We start from the raw sequence: 22,419 nt of genomic DNA, 5'->3' as shown, positions 1-22,419 counted from the left end.
CGATGCGCTTGTTTTATTTCTAGCGGGATTCGAACTTGTAATAACGATCATTGAGGTGGGTCACCACCTCCTCGACTTCTTCCTTGCCCCAGCGCAAGTGCAAAGCGTTTGCCCAGTGCGACACCCTCCCCCGCAGTTCCGCCAGCGATCGGGTACGGTGGTTGCCACGGATGTGAACGACACTTTCGTGGCAGGACATGCAGTGATTCTCGTAAAGCATCTGGCCGCGCGGCGGCACCGGCGGCGTAACCCGTTCTTGCCGGGGTTCATTCATGAGCGGTGCTTCTTTCTCCTGGGCCGACGGCACAGGCAGGGTGCGTGGAGTGGCCCAAGCCGGGATGACGAACCCCAGCGAAAGCAGCGCAGCATAAGCAATGACTTTTGTCCGCATGAAGCACCCTAATCGATGAAAGGCGATGATTTTTCACAAGACGTGCGTCAGGTTCCAAATGGCGATGTCTGACTCCGCTTTTTTTACCATAACAAACAAAAACAAAGGGGCAGCTTGAAGCCACCCCTTTTCGTTTCCGCACCCGGCATACCGGTGGTGACGGGTCATGTGTCTTACCTAAGGAAGCGCTGATTAATTTGTCATTGCGAGGCGCGCAGCGACGTGGCATACGATTCCACATGGGCTTCAGCCCATAGTGGATCGGAGTCCTTTAGGGCAATCCAGAAATGCCCGCTTAATCAATACGCTGGATTGCTTCGCTGCGCTCGCAATGACGGCCATATCGAATTAATCAGTGCTTCCCTAAACTGACCCCGCCGCTACCACAGCATCACCATCATCAAAAGCAGCGCCCAGGCAATGAGACCTGCGCCAATCACCATCTGCACGATGGCAGCGGCGGTCACATCCTCACGCGTGTGGCACAAACCTTCGACACCGTGATAGATGATCGCGCAGGAAAGTCCCAGTGCCGCGAGCGAGAGTACCCCGTTGAATGCAAGGCTTGGAACCAGGAGTCCAAGTGACGAAAGCCAAAGGGGAATCGGGGCGATGGCCGCCAGCAGATAGGCATCGTGATAATCGATTTCCAGCCCGTTGCTCTCGGCAACCTGCTTGATCAACCAACCCATCCCCAAGAGGGTCAGCATCTCGGCAAGAAAAAAGACCACTGCGATATCGCTCCAAGCTTTGACTGCAGTCCCCTTGAGGAATACTTCTGAATAGTTCGAACCTGCGTAATACAGCATGGCCGGCGGTAGCAACGACAGTGGCAGGACAATGAAGACGAACACCTTGAGCAGCCCAGGGCGGACTTTCTCCAGCTCGGACCAGCCTTGCGTATTGGAAAATGGCAATTTGTAAAGTGAAACAAGGTTCATGGCACTCCTCCTGCTTTATCGGGCATCGTTAACATCGTCCGCTCACCATGGCAAAATGCATCACACCATGCTATTTTCTAGACCATCAATCAAACTATGTCAAGAACCGATTCAAGCACGCATAAGCAGCCCCTCCTGGAGAAAGCCGAATACGAACGGATATCCCGTTTTCGCTATCGCCTGCGTCGTTTTTTGCGCATCAGCGAGAAATTGTGCAAAGACCAGGGGCTGACCCCTTTGCAGTATCAGTTGCTCCTGCACGTGAAGGGGTTCCCGGACCGGGACTGGGCCTCCATCGGCGAACTGGCGGAGCGCTTGCAAGCGCAACACAATGGTGTGGTTGCCCTGATCGACCGCTGCGAAAAGCTGAATTTGGTGGCGCGCAATCCCGGCCGTCATGACCGACGCGTGGTGGAAGTCCACCTGCGCCCCAAGGGGGAAGAGATGCTGGCCAGAATTGCCACCCAGCACCAGGATGAACTGCAGCTGTTTTTAGGGACGTTTGCCCAGGCGGAGGACGCCTCCATCCCGTAACAATCAAGCTCAAAACGCCACCAGACGGAATGTCGCGACCTTTCTCCCGGCCCTCGCCTACTTAACCATGACAACTAAGCTGCTGTTGCTGCTCCTCGCGGGAGTGTGCAGCGGCGCGCTTAATTCCATTGCGGGGGGAGGCAGTTTTATTACTTTCCCGGCATTGCCGTTTGTGGGTGTCGCTCCGATCAGTGCCAATGCAACCAATACTTTTGCCTCATGCGCCGGCTATCTCAACGGATTTTATGCGCTGCGAAAAGACCTTTACGCCTGCCATGCGTATTCCACTGAAACTGACCACCCAATCCACGGCAAAGTGGGCAGTCGGAGCGACGCGATGCGGAGGTAATGTGCGAGACAAATCCGACGGTCGGCGTGCGGGCGGGCTTTGCTTTGGTTACCATGACGCTCAATCCTGATGGAGCTTGAGATGTATATCGTAGCAATCGGCTGGGCCTATGTGATTCTGATGATGGCGATTACCGCCAGCAGCATCGGCAAAGCGCTGGCCATCCTGATCCTTCTCGGCGTGTTGCCGCTGGCGCTGTTCGTCTATGCGGCCGATGGTCCGCAGCGGCGGCGGCGCTCAATGGCCGTGACCGATGGCATAACCGGCCAGCGCGACGCTGCCGATCCCCAGTCCGATAAGCGCTAGCTGCTGCAGCGTAGAAGCGATTTCCGCACGCTTGTGCAGCCCCGGTATCAAGTCCGACAAAGCCACGTACAACATGCTCGCCGCTGCCAGCCCCAGCAGCGCCGGGGTCCAGCCTTCCAGCATCGACAGCGCGTAATACCCCAGCAGTGCTCCGACCATCGTCGCCAGCCCGGTCAAAAGGTTGAGCAGCAAGGCCTGGGTTCGGCTATAGCCAGAATGCAACAAGATCAAAAAATCACCGATCTCCTGGGGGATTTCGTGCGCGATGATCGCCAGTGTAGTCACCGCTCCCAGGCGGAAGTCCACCAGAAAGGCGCCAGCAATGATGAGGCCGTCGACAAAATTATGAAAAGTGTCGCCCACCGTGATCATCAGTCCGGAACGTCCATGGTCATGGCCATGACTGCTATGCGCCTCGCAAATCTCGTCGTGGCAGTGCCGCCACAACACCAGTTTTTCCAGCAGGAAGAACAGCAAGATGCCGCCCAGCAACGCCATGGCGACCGTGTCGACATCGCCGCCCATTTTGATCGCTTCCGGCAAAACCTCCAGCAACGATGCGCCAAGCAGCGCACCAATGGCGTAACTCACCAGCACAGGCACCCAGCTGGGACGCGCAGACAAGGCCACGACCGCAGCCAGCAACAAGCTCAGCAAGCTGCCCGCCGCAGTTGCGATCAAAATGATGGCAAGGGTAGACATGGGAATCAGGGACAGCCAAGAAAGGGGGGCATTATACCGGGGGTCGAGCATCCCGTCCGATGCCGGCGGCTATAATCGCGCCCCATGCAGGTCGCCGATTTTGATTTCGATTTACCCGACGCGTTGATCGCGCAGCTGCCGCCTGCGGTGCGTGGCGGCAGCCGGCTGCTGCACGTCGGGGTGTCCGGCGCGCTCGCCGACCGCCGGTTCTGCGAGCTGCCGACCCTGCTGCATCCGGGCGACCTGCTGGTGATGAACGACACCCGCGTGATCAAGGCACGGCTGTTCGGCAGCAAGGATTCCGGCGGCAAGGTCGAGCTGCTGGTGGAACGGGTAACGGGCGAATTCGAGGCACAGGCCTTCATCCGCGCGAGCCATGCGCCCAAGCCGGGTTCGCGCATTCATCTTTCCGAAAAAATCACCCTCGACGTGCTGGCGAGGCAGGACGACCTGACGCTGCTGTGCTTCCCGCGCCCGGTGCTGGAGGTGCTGGAGCAGCTCGGCCAGCTGCCGCTGCCGCCCTACATCGAACACACGCCGACGGCCGACGACGAGGCGCGCTACCAGACGGTATACGCCAACGAACCCGGCGCGGTGGCGGCGCCAACCGCCGGCCTGCATTTCGACGATGCGATGCTGGGAGCCCTGCACGAGCGGGGCATCCGTACGGCCCGGGTGACGCTGCACGTGGGTGCGGGCACCTTCCAGCCGGTGCGAGTGGTCCGCATCGCCGACCACCGGATGCACAGCGAGCGCTACACGATTCCGCAGGCGACCGTCGACGCGATCCTTGAAACCCGCGCCCGCGGTGGCCGGCTCGTGGCGGTGGGCACCACCAGCCTGCGCGCGCTGGAGGCAGCGGCACAGGCTGGCACTTTGCACGCTGGCTCCGGCGAAACCGACATCTTCATCACGCCGGGGTATCGCTTCCAGGTGGTCGACGCGCTCATCACCAACTTTCATCTGCCCCGGTCCACGCTGTTGATGCTGGTCTCCGCGTTTGCCGGCGTGGACGCCATCCGCGCGGCCTACGCCCACGCCATCGCCGAGCGCTACCGCTTCTTCAGCTATGGCGACGCGATGTTTCTGGAAAAACGCCCAACCGAATGAAATTCGACCTCCTCACCACCGACGGCGGTGCACGCCGCGGCCAGCTCCATCTCGCGCACGGCACCGTGCAGACGCCTGCATTCATGCCGGTCGGCACCTACGGCACGGTGAAGGCGATGTCGCCGTTTGAACTCACCGAAATCGGCTTCGAGATGGTGCTGTCCAACACTTTCCACCTGTGGCTGCGCCCGGGGCTGGATGTGATCGAACGCTTCGGCGGGCTGCACCGATTCATGGGCTGGGACAAGCCCATCCTCACCGATTCGGGCGGCTTCCAGGTGTTCAGCCTGGGCAAGCTCAGGAAGATCACCGAGGAGGGCGTGAAGTTCGCCTCGCCGATCAACGGCGACAAGCTGTTTCTGACGCCAGAGATCTCGATGCAGATCCAGCGCACGCTGAACTCCGACATCGTGATGATTTTCGATGAATGCACGCCCTACCCTGCCACCGAGCGCGAGGCCGCCGACTCGATGCGGATGAGCCTGCGCTGGGCCGAACGCTCCAAAACCGCGCATGCCGGCAATCCCAACGCGCTCTATGGCATCGTGCAGGGCGGCATGTACGAGGCGCTGCGCGACGAATCGGCGCACGAACTGATCGGCATGGACTTCGACGGCTACGCCATCGGCGGCCTCTCGGTGGGCGAACCGAAGGACGACATGGCGCGCATCCTCGCCCACACCGCGCCGCAGTTGCCGGCCGCCAAGCCGCGCTATTTAATGGGCGTCGGCACGCCATCCGACCTGGTCGCCGCGGTGGCGCAGGGGATCGACCAGTTCGACTGCGTGCTGCCGACGCGCAACGCGCGCCACGGCATCCTGTACACCCGGCATGGCGACATGCGCATCCGCAACGCGCGCTGGAAGACCGACACCGCGCCGATCGACGACGAATGCACCTGCCACACCTGCACCCATTTCAGCCGCGCCTACGTGCACCACCTGATCCGCGCCGGCGAAATCCTCGGCGCGCGGCTGGCCACGATCCACAACCTGCACTATTACCACCGCCTGATGGCCGGCATGCGTGGCGCCATCGAGACCCATTGCTTTGCCGATTTCACGCTGCGGTTTCACGAGATGCAAACACGCGGGTGGTAGAATCTCCCGGTTTTATTAATCCGCATTCGGAGCGCCCACCATGATTTCTCTCGCCCACGCACAAGCCGCCGCGCCGGCCGCCCCCGGCTTTACACAGTTCCTGCCGCTTATCATCATCTTCATCCTGTTCTGGTTCATGCTCATCCGCCCGCAGATGAAGCGCGCCAAGGAACAGAAAAAAATGCTGGCGGAACTGGCCAAAGGTGACGAAATCATCACCGCCAGCGGCCAGGTCGGCAAGATCGCCAAGATCGGCGAACAGTTCATTTCGCTGGAAATCGCCGACGGCGTGATCACCCACGTACAGAAACAGTCGATCCAGACCCTGCTACCCAAGGGCACGATCAAAGGCCTGTGAGGTGAAAGGGGTGAGGTGTTAGGCCTCCGCGTACACCGTCGCTCCCATCTCACCCCTCCCCTCTAACACCTAACCCTTAAAAAATGAATCGCTTCCCGCTCTGGAAATATGTGCTCATCGGCTTCACGCTGGTGGCCGCCTTTCTCTACACCCTGCCCAACTTTTTTGGCCAGGTTCCTGCGGTGCAGGTGTCGCCGGTGCGCACCACCGAAAAGGTCGATACCGCGCTGCTGGCGCAGATGGAGTCGCTGCTCAAGGCATCCAGCCTGGCCACCAGCGGGATGGGACTGGCGGACAACAGCATCAAGGCGCGCTTTGCCAGCATCAATCTGCAGATCAAGGCCAAGGACGTGCTGGAAAACGGCCTGGGCGAGCGCTATACGGTTGCGCTGAATCTGCTGCCGGCCTCGCCTGCATGGCTGTCGACGATCAGCGCGCTGCCGATGAACCTCGGCCTCGATCTGCGCGGTGGCGTGCACTTCCTGCTCGAAGTCGACATGAGAACTGCGTTGGAAAAAGCCGCCATCCGCTATCAGAATGATTTCCGCACCGAATTGCGCAGCGACAAGATCCGCTACGGCCGCATCATCCGCGAAGGCGATGCCGTCACCGTGCATTTTTCCACCCGCGACCAGCGCGACGCTGCCGTCAACAAACTGGGGACGGCGTTCACCGATCTGGCCTACACCACCGAAGACCAGGCTGAAGCCTTCACCCTGACCGCGCGGCTGAAACCGGAAGCCGAAAAACAGGTGCAGGAATTTGCCCTGCAGCAGAACATCACCACCCTGCGCAATCGGGTCAACGAACTCGGCGTGGCGGAGCCTGTGATCCAGCAGCAGGGTGCCAACCGGGTAGTAGTGCAGTTGCCCGGCGTGCAGGACACCGCAAAGGCCAAGGACATTCTCGGCCGCACCGCCACCCTGGAAATCCGCATGGTCGACGAACTGGCCGACCCGCTGGCGCTGGCGCAGGGCCAGGCGCCGTTCGGCACGGAAATCGTGCCCAGCAGGGAAGGCGCTCTGATCGCGGTGAAAAAGGACGTGGTACTGACCGGCGACTCGATCACCAACGCCACGCCGGGCTTCGACAACACCAGCGGTCAGGCTGCGGTGCACCTTAACCTGGACGGCAAGGGCGCGCGCATCTTCAAGGACGTGACGCGCGAAAACGTCAACAAGCGCATGGCCATCCTGCTGATCGAAAAAGGCCGCGCCGAAGCCATCACCTCGCCGGTGATCCGCGAGGAAATCGGCGGCGGCCGGGTGCAGATCACCGGCATGGAATCCGCGCAGGAGGCGTCCGACGTCGCACTGCTGCTGCGCGCCGGTGCGCTTGCCGCGCCGATGCAGATCGTCGAGGAACGCACCGTTGGCCCCAGCATGGGCGCCGAAAACATCGAAAAAGGCTTCCACTCCAACATCTGGGGGTTTATTGCCGTCACGCTTTTCATGGTCATCTACTACCGTGTGTTCGGTCTGTTTTCGTCGATCGCACTCGCGATCAACGCACTCTTGCTGATCGCGCTGCTGTCGATGCTGCAGGCCACGCTCACCCTGCCCGGCATGGCGGCGATCGCGCTCACGCTGGGCATGGCAATCGATGCCAACGTACTGATCAACGAACGGATCCGTGAAGAAGTCCGTGCCGGCTCGACCCCGCAGGCGGCCATCCACGCCGGCTACGAACGCGCCTGGGCCACCATTCTCGACTCCAACGTCACCACGCTGATCGCCGGCATAGCACTGTTCTCGCTGGGCTCCGGTCCGGTTCGCGGCTTTGCGGTGGTGCTGTGTCTCGGCATCCTCACCTCCATGTTCAGCGCCGTGACTGTGTCGCGCGCCATGGTCAACCTCACCTATGGCCGCCAGGCGCGGCTGGCCAAAATCTCGATCTAAGGGCACGTCATGCTGGAATTCTTCCCATTCAAGAGAACGATCCCCTTCATGAGTTGGGGCAAGGTGACGACCACGATTTCGCTGCTCACCTTCCTTTTTGCCGTCTGGGCAATATGGGACAAAGGCCTGAATCTCGGCGTCGATTTCACGGGCGGGACTTTGATCGAGGTGCGCACCAGCCAGCCAGCCGATCTTCACCTTATCCGGACCACGCTGGAAAAAACCGGCCTACCTGAAATCTCGGTGCAGAACTTCGGCACCAGCCGCGACGTGTTGATTCGCCTGCCGAACAAGGGCGCAGCCAACGCGGCAGAGACCAGCAACACAGTGATGGCCGCATTGAAAACAACGGACGCCACGGTCGAACTGAAGCGCGTCGATTTCGTCGGTCCCCAGGTCGGCAAGGAACTTTACGACAACGGCGCGCTAGCGCTGCTGGTCGTCTCCTTCGGCATCATGGCCTACTTGGCGGTCCGCTTCGAATGGCGCTTTGCGGTGGCGGGGATGCTCGCCAACATGCACGACATCGTGATCATTCTCGGGGTGTTCGCCTTCTACCAGTGGGAATTCACGCTGACCGTGATGGCCGGCGTGCTGGCCGTCCTGGGCTACTCGGTCAACGAGTCGGTGGTGATCTTCGACCGCATCCGCGAAAACATCCGCAAGATGCGCGGCGCGACCATTCCCCACATCATCGACGACGCCATCACCCGCACCATGAGCCGCACCATCATCACCCACGGCTCGACCCAGATCATGGTGCTGTCGATGTTTTTCTTCGGCGGCGAGGCGCTGCACAACTTCGCGCTCGCCCTCACCATCGGCATCATGTTCGGCATCTACTCGTCCGTGCTCGTCGGCAGCCCCCTGTTGCTGATGTTCGGCGTCAAACGCGAACATTTCATCAAGCCGGTGGAGAAGAAGGAAGAGGCGGTCGTGTGAGGGATCATGGGCCACAACGCCGCACCCCTCCTGACCTCTGACCTCTAACGAATGCTCCACGACCTCATTAACTGGATCCTCGCCACGGTCCATGACTGGGGCTACACCGGAATTTTCGTTCTGATGGCGCTTGAATCGACCGTGCTACCGGTGCCGAGTGAACTGGTGCTGATTCCGGCGGGCTACTTGGCGCACCAGGGGGAGATGGATTTCTGGCTGATCGTGCTCGCCTCTACCGTCGGAAGCCTGGTCGGCGCGTCGTTCAATTACGTGGTAGCGATGTGGCTTGGGCGGCCCTTCCTCGAACGCTGGGGGCACTTTTTTTTCGTGCGGCCGGAACTGCTGCACAAGACCGATGCGTTCTTCTTGCGGCACGGCGCGGTCTCGACCTTCACAGGGCGCCTCATCCCCGGCATCCGCCACCTGATCTCCATTCCTGCCGGGCTCACGCGCATGAACCCCGGTGCGTTCGCCCTCTACACCTGCCTCGGCGCCGGGCTGTGGTCGCTCATCCTCACCCTGTTCGGCTACTTCCTCGGCGGCAATGAAGCGCTCATCACGCAATACCAGCACCACATCACCATCGGCGTGATTGTGTTTGTTGCGCTGATTATTGGCGGGTATGTGTGGTGGCAGAAGCGACGCTGAGATTCCATGAAAGTCCGGGGCCAACCCGTTTCGGACACCTCAACAAGGTGTCTAGCTGACGGGCTGGTCTTCAGCGTGGAGCGCACCTTTCACCAAGATTGAAAATGGTTGTTCAGGGATGTGTGCTTTCACCATGCGCCATCCCCCTCAGAGAAAAGCCTCAAATCTCAAGCTGCGCACCGAGTTCGACCACCCGGTTGGCGGGGATCTGGAAAAAAGTCATGGGGCTGGCGGCGTTACGTGCCATGGCGGCGAAAATATGCTCACGCCAGAGCGACATGCCTTCGCCGTGGGTGGGAATCAGGTTTTCCCGACTGAAAAAGAAAGTGGTGTCCATCATGTCGAACGCCATGCCACAGGGACACTCCGACAGAGCCTTGGGGATGTCGATGTCATCCATGAATCCGTAGCGGACGACAACGTGGTAAAAGCCTTCGGCCAGTTTTTCCAATTCAAGCCGTAAATCGGCAGGGACATAGGGGACTTCGGCATAGCGCACTTTCAGGATCACCACGCGTTCATGCAATACCTTGTTGTGCTTGAGGTTGTGCAGAAGGGCTGAGGGCACAGCTTTTGACTCCGAGGTCATGAATACGGCGGTTCCTGGAACGCGAATCGGTGGGTTCTCCAGCAGACTTCTCACGAAGGGGCCAAGGGGCAATGCCTTTTCACCCAGACGCAGCATCACAATCTCCCGGCCGCGCTTCCAGGTCACCAGCAGGGTGAAAATAATCAGCGCGGCCATCAGGGGGAACCAGCCGCCGTCCGGGATCTTGACTACATTCGCGCCGAAGAAGGCAAGGTCGACAGTGAGGAAAATCAGCGTGGCAGCCAGGGTCAGACCACGGCCAAAGCCCCAGAGCACATGCATGACCAGGCCCACCAACAGGGTATCGATGGCGAAGGTGGCGGTCACGGCGATACCGTAGGCAGCGGCCAGATTACTTGAACTCTGAAAACCCAGCACCAGCAGGGCGACGCCGATCGCCAGCGTCCAGTTCACGAAAGGGATATAGATCTGCCCCGCCTCGGTAGCAGACGTGTGACGAATGATCAGGCGAGGGGCATAGCCCATCTGGATAGCCTGGCGGGTCACCGAGAAGGCGCCGGATATGACGGCCTGGGAGGCAATCACGGTCGCTGCGGTGGCCAAACCGATCATGGGGTAGAGCGCCCATTGGGGTGCGAGCATATAAAACGGGTTGCGCACGGCCTCCGGGTTGGTGAGCAGCAATGCCCCCTGCCCGAAGTAGTTGAGTACCAATGCCGGCAGGACGAAGGCGAACCAGATCAACCGGATGGGCCGGCTGCCGAAATGCCCCATATCGGCATACAGGGCCTCCGCACCGGTAATCGCCAGCACGACTGCGCCGAGAATGAGGAAACTGGCCGTGCCGTGCGCAGCAAAGAAATGCAAGGCATGGATAGGCAGGAGGGCAGCGAGAACCTGGGGATGCTGGAAGATGCTGAGCGTTCCGAGAAGGCCAAGCACGCCGAACCAGACCAGCATGACCGGACCGAACAACTTGCCAATGGAGGCTGTGCCGTGTTGCTGAATAATGAACAGCCCCACCAGAATTCCGAGTGCAAGCGGCACGATGAAGGGGTGCAAGGCTGGGGCGCCTATTTCCAGCCCCTCAACAGCAGAAAGCACGGAGATGGCCGGGGTAATCAGGGTATCGCCGAAAAACAATGACGCTCCGAGAAAACCCAGCGACATCAGGAACCAACGGGTGCGCGACCCCAGCGGGGCGTGACCTTGAAGAAGGGAGAGCAGGGCCAGAATGCCGCCCTCCCCCTTGTTGTCGGCCCGCATCATGACGCTGACGTACTTCAGGGACACCACCAGCATCAGTGACCAGAAAATCAGGGAAAGGATGCCCAGCACGTTGTCCTGACTAAGTGCCAGGTGATGGCCGCCGAACACCTCCTTCATGGTGTAAAGAGGGCTGGTGCCGATGTCGCCGAAGACGACGCCGAGTGCGCCGAGGGCGAGGGCGCGGGTGGTGCTGCTGTTTTCCGGATAAGGCTGGTTCATTACCTTGTCTGGCACAACGTTCGTCTGAGTTTGCAGGGGAGCAGAAACGCGGAAATAGTCCTAACCGATTTGGAGTTTCCTACTTTTCCACGAAAGCACGTTCAATTACGTAGGCACCCGGTTCGCCACTACGCGGCGATATTTTTAAACCATAACTATCGAGCATCAGCATCGTGTCTTTCAGCATTTGCGGGCTACCGCACACCATGGCGCGATCTTTCTCGGGGTCTAATGGCGGCAAGCCGATGTCAGTGAAGAGTTTTCCGTTACCGATCAGATCGGTCAGGCGCCCCTGATTACGGAAGGGCTCACGCGTGACGGTGGGGTAATAAATCAACTTCTCGCGTACCTGATCACCAAAAAATTCGTTTTGTGGAAGTTCTTTGGTGATGAAATCGGCATAGGCCAGTTCGCTAACCTGACGAACGCCATGGACCAGCACAACCTTTTCAAAAAGTTCGTAAACTTCCGGATCCTGAATCAGACTTATAAATGGCGCCATGCCTGTGCCGCTGGAAAGCAGGTAGAGGTTACGCCCAGGCAGCAAATCCCGTACAACCAGTGTGCCAGTGGGTTTGCGCGAAATCAGCACCTCGTCACCCACCTTCAAGTGTTGCAAGCGCGAGGTCAGCGGGCCGTTTTGCACTTTGATGCTGAAAAACTCCAGGTGTTCTTCGTAATTGGGGCTGGCAATGCTGTATGCGCGCATCAGCGGTTTCCCGTCAACCATCAAGCCGATCATGACAAATTGGCCATTTTCAAAGCGCAAGCCGGGGTCGCGTGTGGTCGTGAAACTGAATAACGTGTCGTTCCAGTGATGCACGCTCAAGACGCGTGTGGTTGTGGTGTTGCTTGAGGGTTTTTCAGGAGACATGACAGACTCGGTGGTTTTTGTGTTCAGGGAAGGGCTGCAGTCAGGGCAGGAGCGGCTTCAAACAGGTCTGCTACCAGACCATAATCCGCCATCTGGAAAATAGCGGCGTCGGGATCGTGATTGATGGCAACGACGATCTTGCTGTCTTGCATGCCCGCGGTGTGTTGCACGGCGCCGGATATGCCAACCGCGATATAAAGCTCGGGGGCAACGACAGTGCCCGTTTGTCCTATCTGGATATCGTTGGGCGCAAATCCGGCATCCACTGCGGAACGGGTGGCCCCCAGTGCACCATGAAGCTTGTCCGCCAATGGTGCCAGCACAGATTCAAAGTTTTCTGCACTACCCAACGAACGTCCACCTGAAACCACAACGCTCGCCGAACCCAGCTCAGGTCGATCGGACTGGTTACGTACTTCACTCAGCCAGCGTGTTTTACCTGAGGCAGGTGGTGGTGCGAGGTTGATAATTTCAGCGTTATTGCCTGTGTTGGCCATATCAAACCGGCTGGCACGTAGTGTGACTACCTGAATCGGGTCATTGCTGCGCACGGTCGCAAAGACATTGCCTACGTAGATGGGCCGCACATAGGTTGCTGGCGCTTGTATCTCAACAACATTGCCAACCATTTCCACACCCAAAAGCGCCGCAGCGCGGGGTAATGCATTCCTGCCAAAGGCGCTATGCGCAGCCAGAATCACTGAATATTCGCGGCCCATGCCTGCAATAATGTTGGCGACGTCTTCGGCGAGCGGGTGTTGCAGATGCGGCGCCTCGACACACATCACGCTGGCAACGCCGGTGATGGCTGCAGCGCCTTGGGCTGCGGCAGCGAGATCGTTGCCGACCAGTAACACATGCACAGTCTGACTCCAGCATTGCGCTGCACTGACCAGTTGGGCGACAAAAGACTTCAGCTTCTGATTTTCGTGTTCGGCCAGAATCAATACACTCATGGCAACACCCCCGCTTCAGAACGTAGTTTTTCAACCAGCTCCTGCACGTTGTTGACCATGACGCAGGCTTTGCGGGCTGGGGGGTCTGCAACATTGACCAAAGCCAGCCTCGGTGATACATCGATCCCGAACTCTGACGCGCTGATGGTCTGGATCGTTTTTTTCTTGGCCATCATCAAATTGGGAAGTTTTACGTAGCGCGGTTCATTGAGCCGCAGGTCGGCAGTCAATACGGCGGGCAACGTCACCGCAATTTTTTCGGTTCCACCTTCTATTTCGCGGGTGACTATGGCTTCGCCATTTTCTATGTTCAGTGTGGAAATAAATGTGCCTTGCCCATAGCCCAGTAGCGCGGCCAGCATCTGGCCTGTCTGGCAGGTGTCGTCATCGATTGACTGCTTGCCGAGAAGCACCAGGCCGGGTTGTTCGCGTTCAACCAATACCTTGAGCAATCGAGCTATCCCCAAAGGCTGCACTGCCTCGCCGCTCTCCAGCAGGATGGCCCGGTCCGCACCCATGGCCAGCGCATGTCGCAATACATCCTGCGCCACTGTCGTGCCTACTGTTACCGCGACAACTTCGGTTGCCACGCCGCTTTCCTTGAGACGCATGGCCGCTTCCATGGCGTTTTCATCAAACGGGTTGATGCTCATGCGGGCACCGGCCAATTCCACGTCGGAGCCATCAGGTTTGATATGCACCTTGATGTTGTGATCGACCACTCTTTTTACGGCCACCAATAGCTTCATCTATCGCCCACCCGGCACAAATCGAAGGCATATTATAATGTCGTAAATTGTTAATGTAACGGTGCGCCTGATATGTCGCGGGATGTCATGTCGTATGACGTGTTGATTGTCGGTGCAGGCCCAGCTGGGCTTGCGGCGGCGCTGCGCCTGAAACAGTGTGCACATAAAGCCGGGCAGGAAATCAGTGTCTGCGTGTTGGAGAAGGGCGCACAGCTTGGGGCGCATATCCTTTCCGGTGCGGTGATTGATCCCGTCTCATTGAATGAATTGCTGCCTGACTGGGGTGCGCTGGGCGCACCGCTGACTACGCCTGTAAGCAAGGACGAATTTGTTGTGCTGGGTGAACTGGGTAGCTGGCGTATACCGGTCGCTTTGTTGCCGCCATTGATGGCCAATCATGGGGCTTACATCATCAGCTTGGGCGAGTTTTGCCAATGGCTGGGGAGTCAGGCAGAAGCAGCAGGCGTGGAAATTTATGCGGGTTACGCCGCGCAGGAAATCCTGTATGGCGAGCAAGGCGAGGTTGCTGGAATCATAACCGGCGACATGGGGCGCACCGCAAACGGCGAGGAAGGCCCGCAATTTGCGCCGGGCATTGAAATTCACGCCCGTTATACGCTCATCGCTGAAGGCGTTCGCGGCTCGCTTACCCGCGACCTGGAGCAGCGGTTTCAACTTCGTAAAAATTCGTCGCCACAAAAGTACGGCTTAGGAATCAAAGAGGTTTGGCGGGTCGCGGCGGAAAAGCATCGCCCCGGGCTGGTGCAGCACAGTCTGGGTTGGCCGCTTGCCTCGGATACGGGGGGCGGCTCGTTTATTTACCATTATGGCGATGGCCTGGTCTCGGTCGGCTTTGTGGTTCACCTCGATTACGCCAATCCACACCTGTCCCCCTTCGACGAGTTTCAGCGATTCAAACAACATCCGGCCATTCGCCCACTGCTTGAAGGTGGCAAGCGATTGTCGTATGGAGCACGCGCCATCACCGAAGGCGGTTTGCAATCCTGGCCTGAGCTGGTGTTTCCTGGCGGGGCGCTGATCGGATGCAGTGCCGGAATGGTCAATGTGCCGCGCATCAAGGGCATTCACAATGCGATGAAATCCGGGATGCTGGCAGCCGAAGCCGTGATGTCTGCCCTGACAGCAAACCGCAGCCATGATTGTCTCGGTGTATACCCGGCTGCACTGCGCAACTCAAGGGTCTGGCGTGATTTGCATGCCGTGCGCAACGTCAAGCCGATGCTATCCCGTTTCGGCACTACCCTCGGCACGCTGTTTGGCGGGGTGGAAATGTGGCTGGCCGCGGTAGGGCTGCGATTGCCCTGGACACTGCGCCATCGGCAGGCTGACCACGAATGCACCCGTCCGGCAGCGGAAATGCCGACAATCGACTACCCCAATCCCGATGGAAAAATCAGCTTCGACAAGCTGAGCTCCGTCGCGCTCAGCAATATCACCCATGATCACAATCAGCCCTGCCACTTGCACCTGCTCGATAAGGCAGAATCCGTTTCCATCAGCATAGAAAAATTCGACGCGCCGGAACAACGTTACTGCCCTGCTGGCGTTTACGAAATCGTGGTCGCGGATGAAAAGCGCCACCTGCAAATCAATGCGCAAAATTGCATTCACTGCAAAACCTGCGACATCAAGGATGCACTGCAAAACATTGTGTGGAAACCACCGGAAGGTGGCAGCGGGCCGGTGTATTCCGCGATGTAGTAGGGTACGGTGATCTTCTAAACGTCTGCTTTGCTTGAATTAGCGGGCCATCCCATACAGGACCACGCTCATGGGAATACCCACGTGCACGGCCTGCCCATCACGACTTGCGCGTGGCGATCAGGCAGGGCGGTGATGATACTGTGAATTCGCAAGGCGCTCTCCGGCCCCGGCCGGCGGGTGCGAGGTTTGTACTTGCTACAGCGTAAAGGCGGTGCTCAAAGAGGTTTTCAGGCAAAATGCTGCCTTCACCACACCCGAGTCGCGTGCCCGCGGGCAAGGGCGACTTGCATATGGATATAGCGTTACTCCTGTTCCTCATCCTGCTCAACGGCGTTTTCGCCATGTCGGAGATCGCCGTAGTGTCCTCGCGCAAGTCCCGCCTGCAGCGGCTGGCCGACGACGGCAGCCCCGGCGCACACTCGGCGCTTGCCCTCCACGCCGAACCTTCGACCTTCCTCTCCACCATTCAGGTAGGTATCACGTCAATCGGCATTCTCAGCGGCGCCATCGGCGAAGCGGCGCTGGCCGACCCTCTGGGGGTCTGGCTGGCGCAGTTCGCCCTGCTCGAGCCCTATGCCCGCGGCATCGCGCTCACGATCGTGGTACTCGGTCTGACCTATTTTTCCGTTGTGGTCGGCGAACTGGTTCCCAAACGGTTGGGCCTGCTGGCGCCGGAAGGCACCGCCTCCCTGATCGCACGACCCATGAACATGTTGTCGCGCCTCACGCGGCCTGTGGTGTGGCTGCTGTCTGCGTCCTCCAGTTTGCTGTTGCGCATGATGGGTGCGCGCCGCAAGGATGAACCACCGGTGACCGACGATGAAATCAACGTGCTGATGGGCCAGGGCGCCGAGGCCGGGGTATTCCATCAAAGCGAACAGGAGATTGTCTCCAATGTGTTGCGCCTGGACGAGCAGCGCCTCGGCGCGATCATGACCCATCGCACCGATATTTATCTGATCGATCTCGACGATCCGGAAGACGAGATTCGCCGCCTGATCGCAGAGAGTCCCTATGAGCGCATCGTGGTCTGCCGCGACGGGCTCGACAATGTCGCCGGAATTCTGCGCACGTCCGACCTGCTCAAGCCCGCGCTGACCGGCGACCCGCTTAATATCGAAGCAGCCTTGCGCGCGCCCCTGTATGTGCCGGATAGCGTCAGCACTACTCAACTGCTCGAAAGTTTCCGCAAGGCGCGCATGCAGTTCGCACTGATCGTCGATGAATACGGCGATCTGGAAGGCCTGGTGACCTTAACCGACGTGCTGACCTCCATCGTGGGTGATTTACCTTCCTACGATTCGCCCGACGAGCAGGACGTGGTCGAACGCGAAGATGGTTCCTGGCTGGTGGATGGCAGCGTGACCATCGAACGGCTCAAGTCAGCCCTGGAGTTCGACGATGACCTGCCGGGCGAGGAAGAGAATGCGTTCAACACGCTGGGCGGGTTCGTCATGCACATGCTGGGACATCTCCCGGCCGCGGCCGATCATTTCGAATGGGAAGATTGGCGTTTCGAAGTGATGGACATGGACCGGAACCGGGTGGACAAGATGCTGATCGCGCGCCTCGCGCCGCCGCAGAATGCAGCAGAGACGAAATCATGACAGTGGCCGTCGAAGCCTGCTCATCACACTGATTACGCTGGGTGCGGTCGCAGTGATCGTTTCTGCTCTACGTGCGCCTCAAACTGAAGAAAAAAGTGCTGCGCTAATGCAACCCCTGCGCAAACCCCTGCCGGGCAGACGTTCAGTCCCTGCTTGTCGCCGCTTGAACGCACTGCCGACGCACTGGAGAAAGATGGGGGAGATCCGTTATTTCCGGTTCGTGGCGCCCGGCATGTTGCGCGCACGATCGACGTCCAGCGCGCAGTCGAAGGGAGGACTGTTTTTCATCGTCAGGGCAAGCGCGTAGGCCGTCGCCGGACGCATGTTCACCGCCACCATGTCGATGCCCGAGATACGGCACATGGCCGCAACATTCACCAGCCAGGTGTAATACAGCTTGTCGACGACGGGCACATTTTTCAGATCGTAAAGCAGGCGTCGCGCCCGCATCTGCTGCAGGGTTCCCGTCAGGGGAACAAGGTAGGTATCCGGTTCGCCCGGATCCAGCCCATCACTCGGTTCCAGCAAGACATTGCCGTCTCCGATCGGCGTCAGGTGCATGCCCTGAACCATGGTTTACCGTTCCCCCGGCGGTCAGTGACGATGCGTATCTGCGGCATGGACGGTGATGCCGAGCAGGCTGAAAGCCTCCTTGAGGCCGTCCGACAAGGTCGAGCGGGTCGACACCATCGACAGATCGATGTTCAGGCTGGTAATCGCGCGGGCAATCTCGGGGCGGATACCTGTCAGGATCGCCTTGGCGCCCATCAGGCCAACCGCGCGGATCATCTGAACCAGATGATGCGATACCTGCGAATCGATCGCCTGTACCCCCGTCACATCGATCACCACGACCTTGGCGCGATCCTCTTCGATGCGCGACAGCATGTTCTCCATCACGGACATGGTGCGCGAGGAGTCGAGCGTGCCGATGATCGGCAGCGTCAGCACGCCATCCCATATTTCGGTGATCGGAGTCGAGGTGTGCTTGAGTTCCTCCTGCTGCGCCTGGATGGTGTGTTCCTTCTCGGCAAGATAGACATGGAACACATCGAGAATGATGTCGTTGAACACCGCGGCCAGCAGCAGCAGGATTTCGCGCGTCTGCTGGAAATCGACGCTGTCGTCGGCCTCCAGGTTATCGAGAAACACTTCCTGCATGAAATGAATGTAGCGCACGAATTCTTCAAGATTGCCGCCACGGATCTGGATCTGCTGCGAGAAATTACTGAAGAACTGCCGCAAAGCCTTGTACTCGCTGCCACGCCGGTCTACCTTCTCGCCTGCCTGCAACAACAGGACGAACAGTTCGAGGAACTCCAGACTGTAGTCGTTGATCTCGTCGAGAGTGAGCAGGTTGCCCTGGCCGAAGATGCTCTGGCCGCGTTTCTCGATGTTCTGCGAGATCGTGGCGACCTTGGTCATGATCTGCTCGATCAGCAGCTGGTTGGTGTTCTTGCCTGACTTATTCTTGGCCACTTTCCTCCCCCTTTATTGGTGTTGCCCTTATAACAAGTATTGATTTGTCGTCATTGTTGCGCGTTATCACATTGCCAAGCAAGAGCGCGATGAGCTGCGGATGCAGGCGCCACAATCCCGGGAAAGTGCTCAGGCTCCAGTTTCTGCGCAGGCCGTCCGACGCTGTCACGAACAATGCCTGCTGCGGGGGCAATTCGACCATCTCGAACGAGCGGTGCTCGTGCCCCAGCACGCCGGGCGAAAAATTGAGCACCCTGCGTTCGCCGTTGCAGATCAGGAAGGCCGCCATGTCGCCGACCCCGCAAATGCTAAGCCGCCTGGTGTCGAAATCGATTCCGCAGGCCATGGCCACGGCACCGCGCCCGCCGCGCAGCCGATGCGACAGGTTCTGCAGAACGCCATCGAGTGGCGTAGTCTCATCCAGCACCTCATCGGCGCCGATCAACACTTCGGCTGCTTCCTTGCCATGCCCGAGCCCATCCGCATGCAGCCATCGGATTCCAGGCCCATCCGGCCGCACACAGATGCAGTCGCCGTTGTACACATCGTCCCGATAGGCGCGCACATAATGCCCGCACTGAAAGCGTCGGGGGTTCGGCTTGTTGCCGACATGGAAACGCGCCCACACGGCCATGCCATGCCATGGCGAATCGCGTGCCATCCCACGCGGCAGCGTATAGAACTCGCACTCGGAAGAAAGCCGCAGGACCGCGCCAAGCCCCTTCCCCAGTGTGCCAGAGGTCGTATAGCCGTCCTGCATGGCCGCCGGCAGATTCGGTATGCCTGGCCCGAAATCAAGCGCGAACAGGTCCAGCGCCGTAAACTCACTGTTGCTCTGTTCCCATATCTGCACCAGGCCGTGACGGCCCGCGTACTTGAGCTGGTTGGTAATGATTTCGTTGCAGACCAGTTCGATGCGCTCACGTACCGTATCCTTGAAGCCCATGCGGCGCGAAACCGCGCGCAACTTCGAGCGCAACAGCACCTGACTGCTGTCGTCGCTGATGACCTGATCAAGCAGAAGCTTGGTTTTCAATCGTGCCCCACTACGCCCGGCGTAATGTTGTCTTCGGTCGCGTACTGGCCGCGACCGCGTCTTTTGGCCTCATAGAGCGCGGCGTCGGAACGGCCGACCAGCGATTCGATGTTGTCATCGGCGCGGCACAACGCAATGCCGATACTCACCTTACCGTTCATGCCATCCAGCACCTTGCTTGCGATGCGCGCCGCAATCTCGATGTCGCAGAAGGCAATGGCCGCAAATTCATCGCCCCCCATGCGACAGAGAATATCCACATGCTCGCGGACGGCGGCACGCATGGCATGCGCCATCTTTTTCAGGTATTCGTCACCGTACTGGTGGCCATGCGTGTCGTTGACCTGCTTGAAATGGTCGAGATCGAACAACAGCAGGCACATCGGCTCATGCTGGCGCTGGCTGCGCAGCATCGCTTCGCGCAGGCGCAGGTCGTAGGCACCGCGGTTATTAAGCCCTGTCAGCGCATCGGTTTCGGCCTGGTGAATCGATGCTTCAAGCTCGCGCTTCTTCTTTTCAAGCACCGATTCCATCTCGGCAATCTGCGCTGCGGCCTGGTGCATATAGCGTTCCAGATCCTCGCTGATCTGCCGGTTGCGGCGCTTGAGCAGCTCGGGATCGGCCGATTCGCTGGCAAATCGCAGTTGCTCGGCGAGCTTGTCCACCTTCTGCGGATCCGGCGTCAGCGGCAGCATGATGAGCGCGAAACGCTTGTCGTGCCATTCCAGAAACAGCGCACGGTCCTCAAGCGTGAACCGCACCTCTATGGTGTTCGAGGCCGATAGCCCGTCACTGCGCAAGGTGTCGAGCATCAGCACGACCCGCGCCGATGCGGAAAACATATCGCCCCCCAGCACACCGACTGCATCAATGACAAAACGCGCCAGCCGCTGGCGATCAGGCTCGACGATCAGCGAAAGCGTCAACAGGAGTTTGGCGGTTTCCAATGGATCCATAGCCGCTCTAACGGCATCTTGGTTTGCAGGCATTCTAAAGGAAATGAAATCCAACAGCACTTCCACCGCCAATGAATGGACCTTCAGAGGGTATTCTCGACCCCGTCTTCCTGACTAATCCGCGACGATCAATTCCCGCCGCGAGCCGCTTCCTGCATGAGTCGTTTCATTTCCGACACCGCTTCTTTCCAGCCCACGAACAGCGCCTGCGCAACGATGGCATGGCCGATATTGAGCTCATGGATGCCCGGCAGCGCGGCGACGGGCTGCACGTTATGGTAAGTCAGGCCGTGGCCGGCATTGACCGTCAAACCGATGCTGCGGCCGTAGGCAACCGCTTTGCGGATGCGCTCGAATTCGATCATGCGCAACGCATCCGTCGCGGCATCGGCATAGGCGCCGGTATGGATTTCGACCACCGGTGCGCCCGCTGTATGCGCCGCATCGATCTGAGAAAAATCGGCGTCGATGAAGAGCGAGACCCGGATCCCGGCATCTGCCAGCCGCAAGCAGGCTGCCTGCATTTTTGGCAGCTGGGCGGCCACATCGAGCCCGCCCTCGGTGGTGAGTTCCTCGCGCTTTTCCGGCACCAGGCAGACGTCCTGCGGTCGCGTGGCGCAGGCGATGGCGAGCATTTCATCGGTCACCGCCATTTCCAGGTTCATTTTGGTTTTCAGGGCCTGGCGCAGGATCGCCACGTCGGCATCCTGGATGTGGCGGCGGTCTTCCCTGAGGTGAAGGGTGATCGAATCGGCACCGGCCGTTTCCGCGGCGAGCGCTGCCTCGACCGGGCTGGGATAGCGGGTCTTGCGTGCCTGGCGCAGGGTGGCGATATGGTCGATATTGACGCCGAGATAGATGCTCATGATTCAGCCGGGTGGATTCAATTCTGTGAGTTCGCGTAACAGCTGGCGAGTATAAAGCGGCTTTGCGCCCAGGGTGTGGTTGATCAGGGTGCGCATCAAGATCTTGGCCTCGACCAGCGTCGCCGGCCGTTCAAAGCGGCCGGCGGCCAGATCGATCAGCGTCTGGCCCGAAACCGGACAGCCCGGTTGCCCGCTCGCACGCAGCGCGCCGCGTTCGGGCTGGAACACGTAGCGGACACCGGCTTCGATCGGCATCCCGCTGTCGGCATCGACGTCAAAGGTGGCGCCGTAGCCGATTTCGCTTAACAGATTTTTTTCAAAATGCCGCAGGATGCGCTCGTAATCGGCACCTTGAGCCTCGCCCGCCAGCTGGTCGAGCGTGTCGGCATAGCGGTCGTACAGCAATTCATGCGCATCGCCGCGCGCCAGCAGGCGCAGCAGCAGTTCGTTGAGATAAAACCCGCACATCAGCGCGCGCCCCTGCGGCGCGGTCAGGCCACCCTGCCATTCGGCGGCGTGCAGGGTTTTCAGCTCGGATTTGCCGAACCACGACAGCAGCAGCGGGGTGAACGGTTGCATCAGCCCGCGCAGGGCTGAGGTCGGTCGGCGCGCGCCGCGTGCGATCAGCGCCGTGCGCCCGTGGCTGCGGGTGAACACCTCCGCCACCACACTGGTTTCCTTGAAGGGATAGGTGTGGAGGATGAAACCGGGCTCGTTGTTGATGCGGGCGTCAGAAGACATGCTTTTTTATCCGCGAAGGACGCGAAGGAGTGCGAAGAAAACCAAAGATAAATGCTTTGCGCATTGAGCGATCCTGCATTTCCGATGGTTTTATCTTCGCGTTTCTTCGCGTC

The 22,419-nt window shown here is 59.4% G+C and carries 24 protein-coding genes; 11 read left to right on the top strand and 13 right to left on the bottom strand.

Annotation, left to right across the window (positions count from 1 at the left end):
- Positions 1 to 19: 19 nt before the first annotated feature.
- Positions 20 to 391 carry a hypothetical protein gene (locus ACZ41T_RS12885; RefSeq protein ID WP_464921783.1) on the bottom strand — a complete coding sequence of 124 codons (372 nt, stop codon included), beginning with the start codon at positions 389 to 391 and terminating at the stop codon, positions 20 to 22.
- 380 nt (positions 392 to 771) lie between these two features.
- Positions 772 to 1,332 carry a YIP1 family protein gene (locus ACZ41T_RS12880; protein WP_464921782.1) on the bottom strand — a complete coding sequence of 187 codons (561 nt, stop codon included), beginning with the start codon at positions 1,330 to 1,332 and terminating at the stop codon, positions 772 to 774.
- A 96-nt stretch (positions 1,333 to 1,428) separates the two neighbouring features.
- Between ACZ41T_RS12880 and ACZ41T_RS12875 the strand changes: the two genes are divergently transcribed.
- The 3 genes from ACZ41T_RS12875 to ACZ41T_RS12865 all read left to right on the top strand — a co-directional run bounded on the left by ACZ41T_RS12875 (position 1,429) and on the right by ACZ41T_RS12865 (position 2,521).
- On the top strand, positions 1,429 to 1,866 hold the full coding sequence (locus ACZ41T_RS12875; RefSeq protein WP_464921781.1) for a MarR family winged helix-turn-helix transcriptional regulator: 438 nt from the start codon (positions 1,429 to 1,431) through the stop codon (positions 1,864 to 1,866).
- Between the two features lie 67 nt (positions 1,867 to 1,933).
- A complete protein-coding gene (locus ACZ41T_RS12870; protein WP_464921780.1) occupies positions 1,934 to 2,215 on the top strand; it encodes a TSUP family transporter in 282 nt (93 codons plus the stop codon).
- 81 nt (positions 2,216 to 2,296) lie between these two features.
- Positions 2,297 to 2,521: a hypothetical protein gene (locus ACZ41T_RS12865; RefSeq protein ID WP_464921779.1), complete on the top strand. Its 225-nt coding sequence runs from the start codon at positions 2,297 to 2,299 to the stop codon at positions 2,519 to 2,521.
- Here the strand turns inward: ACZ41T_RS12865 and ACZ41T_RS12860 are convergent.
- The gene (locus ACZ41T_RS12860) at positions 2,453 to 3,223 is read right to left on the bottom strand and encodes a ZIP family metal transporter (RefSeq protein ID WP_464923973.1); all 771 of its coding nucleotides are present in this window, start codon (positions 3,221 to 3,223) and stop codon (positions 2,453 to 2,455) included. The genes ACZ41T_RS12865 and ACZ41T_RS12860 overlap by 69 nt on opposite strands.
- 84 nt (positions 3,224 to 3,307) lie before the next feature.
- On the opposite strand from ACZ41T_RS12860, the gene queA reads away from it, so the two are divergent.
- The 6 genes from queA to ACZ41T_RS12830 all read left to right on the top strand — a co-directional run bounded on the left by queA (position 3,308) and on the right by ACZ41T_RS12830 (position 9,279).
- Positions 3,308 to 4,333: a tRNA preQ1(34) S-adenosylmethionine ribosyltransferase-isomerase QueA gene (gene queA, locus ACZ41T_RS12855; protein WP_464921778.1), complete on the top strand. Its 1,026-nt coding sequence runs from the start codon at positions 3,308 to 3,310 to the stop codon at positions 4,331 to 4,333.
- On the top strand, positions 4,330 to 5,433 hold the full coding sequence (gene tgt / locus ACZ41T_RS12850) for a tRNA guanosine(34) transglycosylase Tgt (protein ID WP_464921777.1): 1,104 nt from the start codon (positions 4,330 to 4,332) through the stop codon (positions 5,431 to 5,433). Before queA ends, tgt begins: the two co-directional genes overlap by 4 nt.
- 40 nt (positions 5,434 to 5,473) lie before the next feature.
- Complete coding sequence (gene yajC / locus ACZ41T_RS12845; RefSeq protein ID WP_464921776.1) at positions 5,474 to 5,791, top strand: preprotein translocase subunit YajC; 318 nt, start codon at positions 5,474 to 5,476, stop codon at positions 5,789 to 5,791.
- An 83-nt stretch (positions 5,792 to 5,874) separates the two neighbouring features.
- Positions 5,875 to 7,689, top strand: a complete 1,815-nt coding sequence (gene secD, locus ACZ41T_RS12840; RefSeq protein ID WP_464921775.1) for a protein translocase subunit SecD — start codon at positions 5,875 to 5,877, stop codon at positions 7,687 to 7,689.
- Positions 7,690 to 7,698: 9 nt separating this feature from the next.
- Positions 7,699 to 8,631 (top strand): protein translocase subunit SecF, encoded by a 933-nt coding sequence (gene secF, locus ACZ41T_RS12835; protein WP_464921774.1) that lies wholly within the window; start codon positions 7,699 to 7,701, stop codon positions 8,629 to 8,631.
- A 51-nt stretch (positions 8,632 to 8,682) separates the two neighbouring features.
- Positions 8,683 to 9,279 carry a DedA family protein gene (locus tag ACZ41T_RS12830; protein ID WP_464921773.1) on the top strand — a complete coding sequence of 199 codons (597 nt, stop codon included), beginning with the start codon at positions 8,683 to 8,685 and terminating at the stop codon, positions 9,277 to 9,279.
- Between the two features lie 160 nt (positions 9,280 to 9,439).
- Here the strand turns inward: ACZ41T_RS12830 and ACZ41T_RS12825 are convergent, their stop codons facing one another.
- The 4 genes from ACZ41T_RS12825 to ACZ41T_RS12810 form a co-directional block, all read right to left on the bottom strand.
- Entirely contained in the window at positions 9,440 to 11,317 is a 1,878-nt protein-coding gene (locus ACZ41T_RS12825; protein WP_464921772.1) for a potassium transporter Kup, read from the bottom strand.
- A 79-nt stretch (positions 11,318 to 11,396) separates the two neighbouring features.
- Complete coding sequence (locus tag ACZ41T_RS12820; RefSeq protein WP_464921771.1) at positions 11,397 to 12,191, bottom strand: ferredoxin--NADP reductase; 795 nt, start codon at positions 12,189 to 12,191, stop codon at positions 11,397 to 11,399.
- A gap of 23 nt (positions 12,192 to 12,214) precedes the next feature.
- The gene (locus tag ACZ41T_RS12815) at positions 12,215 to 13,147 is read right to left on the bottom strand and encodes an electron transfer flavoprotein subunit alpha/FixB family protein (RefSeq protein ID WP_464921770.1); all 933 of its coding nucleotides are present in this window, start codon (positions 13,145 to 13,147) and stop codon (positions 12,215 to 12,217) included.
- Positions 13,144 to 13,896, bottom strand: coding sequence for an electron transfer flavoprotein subunit beta/FixA family protein (locus ACZ41T_RS12810; RefSeq protein WP_464921769.1), 753 nt, complete (start codon positions 13,894 to 13,896; stop codon positions 13,144 to 13,146). The genes ACZ41T_RS12815 and ACZ41T_RS12810 overlap by 4 nt, the downstream gene beginning before the upstream one ends.
- Positions 13,897 to 13,968: 72 nt before the next feature.
- On the opposite strand from ACZ41T_RS12810, the gene ACZ41T_RS12805 reads away from it, so the two are divergent.
- Both ACZ41T_RS12805 and ACZ41T_RS12800 read left to right on the top strand, forming a co-directional pair.
- Entirely contained in the window at positions 13,969 to 15,618 is a 1,650-nt protein-coding gene (locus ACZ41T_RS12805; RefSeq protein ID WP_464921768.1) for an electron transfer flavoprotein-ubiquinone oxidoreductase, read from the top strand.
- 293 nt (positions 15,619 to 15,911) lie between these two features.
- Positions 15,912 to 17,228 (top strand): hemolysin family protein, encoded by a 1,317-nt coding sequence (locus ACZ41T_RS12800; RefSeq protein WP_464921767.1) that lies wholly within the window; start codon positions 15,912 to 15,914, stop codon positions 17,226 to 17,228.
- A gap of 207 nt (positions 17,229 to 17,435) precedes the next feature.
- Here the strand turns inward: ACZ41T_RS12800 and ACZ41T_RS12795 are convergent, their stop codons facing one another.
- The 6 genes from ACZ41T_RS12795 to recO form a co-directional block, all read right to left on the bottom strand.
- A complete protein-coding gene (locus ACZ41T_RS12795) occupies positions 17,436 to 17,789 on the bottom strand; it encodes an STAS domain-containing protein (RefSeq protein ID WP_464921766.1) in 354 nt (117 codons plus the stop codon).
- 33 nt (positions 17,790 to 17,822) lie between these two features.
- On the bottom strand, positions 17,823 to 18,707 hold the full coding sequence (locus tag ACZ41T_RS12790; RefSeq protein ID WP_464921765.1) for an STAS domain-containing protein: 885 nt from the start codon (positions 18,705 to 18,707) through the stop codon (positions 17,823 to 17,825).
- A complete protein-coding gene (locus tag ACZ41T_RS12785) occupies positions 18,694 to 19,743 on the bottom strand; it encodes an ATP-binding protein (protein WP_464921764.1) in 1,050 nt (349 codons plus the stop codon). Before ACZ41T_RS12785 ends, ACZ41T_RS12790 begins: the two co-directional genes overlap by 14 nt.
- Positions 19,740 to 20,699, bottom strand: a complete 960-nt coding sequence (locus ACZ41T_RS12780; RefSeq protein WP_464921763.1) for a GGDEF domain-containing protein — start codon at positions 20,697 to 20,699, stop codon at positions 19,740 to 19,742. The genes ACZ41T_RS12785 and ACZ41T_RS12780 overlap by 4 nt, the downstream gene beginning before the upstream one ends.
- Before the next feature lie 128 nt (positions 20,700 to 20,827).
- Entirely contained in the window at positions 20,828 to 21,565 is a 738-nt protein-coding gene (gene pdxJ, locus ACZ41T_RS12775) for a pyridoxine 5'-phosphate synthase (protein ID WP_464921762.1), read from the bottom strand.
- 3 nt (positions 21,566 to 21,568) lie between these two features.
- Positions 21,569 to 22,306: a DNA repair protein RecO gene (gene recO, locus ACZ41T_RS12770; RefSeq protein WP_464921761.1), complete on the bottom strand. Its 738-nt coding sequence runs from the start codon at positions 22,304 to 22,306 to the stop codon at positions 21,569 to 21,571.
- Between the last annotated feature and the right edge of the window lie 113 nt (positions 22,307 to 22,419).

Source organism: Thiobacillus thiophilus (assembly GCF_055378705.1).
This window is presented reverse-complemented; position numbering and strand designations above follow the sequence as displayed.

Coding starts and splice junctions, on each gene's coding strand:
- ACZ41T_RS12885 (WP_464921783.1), bottom strand. CDS start 391: ATGCGGACAAAAGTCATTGCTTATGCTGCGCTGCTTTCGCTGGGGTTC.
- ACZ41T_RS12880 (WP_464921782.1), bottom strand. CDS start 1,332: ATGAACCTTGTTTCACTTTACAAATTGCCATTTTCCAATACGCAAGGC.
- ACZ41T_RS12875 (WP_464921781.1), top strand. CDS start 1,429: ATGTCAAGAACCGATTCAAGCACGCATAAGCAGCCCCTCCTGGAGAAA.
- ACZ41T_RS12870 (WP_464921780.1), top strand. CDS start 1,934: ATGACAACTAAGCTGCTGTTGCTGCTCCTCGCGGGAGTGTGCAGCGGC.
- ACZ41T_RS12865 (WP_464921779.1), top strand. CDS start 2,297: ATGTATATCGTAGCAATCGGCTGGGCCTATGTGATTCTGATGATGGCG.
- ACZ41T_RS12860 (WP_464923973.1), bottom strand. CDS start 3,223: ATGTCTACCCTTGCCATCATTTTGATCGCAACTGCGGCGGGCAGCTTG.
- queA (WP_464921778.1), top strand. CDS start 3,308: ATGCAGGTCGCCGATTTTGATTTCGATTTACCCGACGCGTTGATCGCG.
- tgt (WP_464921777.1), top strand. CDS start 4,330: ATGAAATTCGACCTCCTCACCACCGACGGCGGTGCACGCCGCGGCCAG.
- yajC (WP_464921776.1), top strand. CDS start 5,474: ATGATTTCTCTCGCCCACGCACAAGCCGCCGCGCCGGCCGCCCCCGGC.
- secD (WP_464921775.1), top strand. CDS start 5,875: ATGAATCGCTTCCCGCTCTGGAAATATGTGCTCATCGGCTTCACGCTG.
- secF (WP_464921774.1), top strand. CDS start 7,699: ATGCTGGAATTCTTCCCATTCAAGAGAACGATCCCCTTCATGAGTTGG.
- ACZ41T_RS12830 (WP_464921773.1), top strand. CDS start 8,683: ATGCTCCACGACCTCATTAACTGGATCCTCGCCACGGTCCATGACTGG.
- ACZ41T_RS12825 (WP_464921772.1), bottom strand. CDS start 11,317: ATGAACCAGCCTTATCCGGAAAACAGCAGCACCACCCGCGCCCTCGCC.
- ACZ41T_RS12820 (WP_464921771.1), bottom strand. CDS start 12,191: ATGTCTCCTGAAAAACCCTCAAGCAACACCACAACCACACGCGTCTTG.
- ACZ41T_RS12815 (WP_464921770.1), bottom strand. CDS start 13,147: ATGAGTGTATTGATTCTGGCCGAACACGAAAATCAGAAGCTGAAGTCT.
- ACZ41T_RS12810 (WP_464921769.1), bottom strand. CDS start 13,896: ATGAAGCTATTGGTGGCCGTAAAAAGAGTGGTCGATCACAACATCAAG.
- ACZ41T_RS12805 (WP_464921768.1), top strand. CDS start 13,969: ATGTCGCGGGATGTCATGTCGTATGACGTGTTGATTGTCGGTGCAGGC.
- ACZ41T_RS12800 (WP_464921767.1), top strand. CDS start 15,912: ATGGATATAGCGTTACTCCTGTTCCTCATCCTGCTCAACGGCGTTTTC.
- ACZ41T_RS12795 (WP_464921766.1), bottom strand. CDS start 17,789: ATGCACCTGACGCCGATCGGAGACGGCAATGTCTTGCTGGAACCGAGT.
- ACZ41T_RS12780 (WP_464921763.1), bottom strand. CDS start 20,699: ATGGATCCATTGGAAACCGCCAAACTCCTGTTGACGCTTTCGCTGATC.
- pdxJ (WP_464921762.1), bottom strand. CDS start 21,565: ATGAGCATCTATCTCGGCGTCAATATCGACCATATCGCCACCCTGCGC.
- recO (WP_464921761.1), bottom strand. CDS start 22,306: ATGTCTTCTGACGCCCGCATCAACAACGAGCCCGGTTTCATCCTCCAC.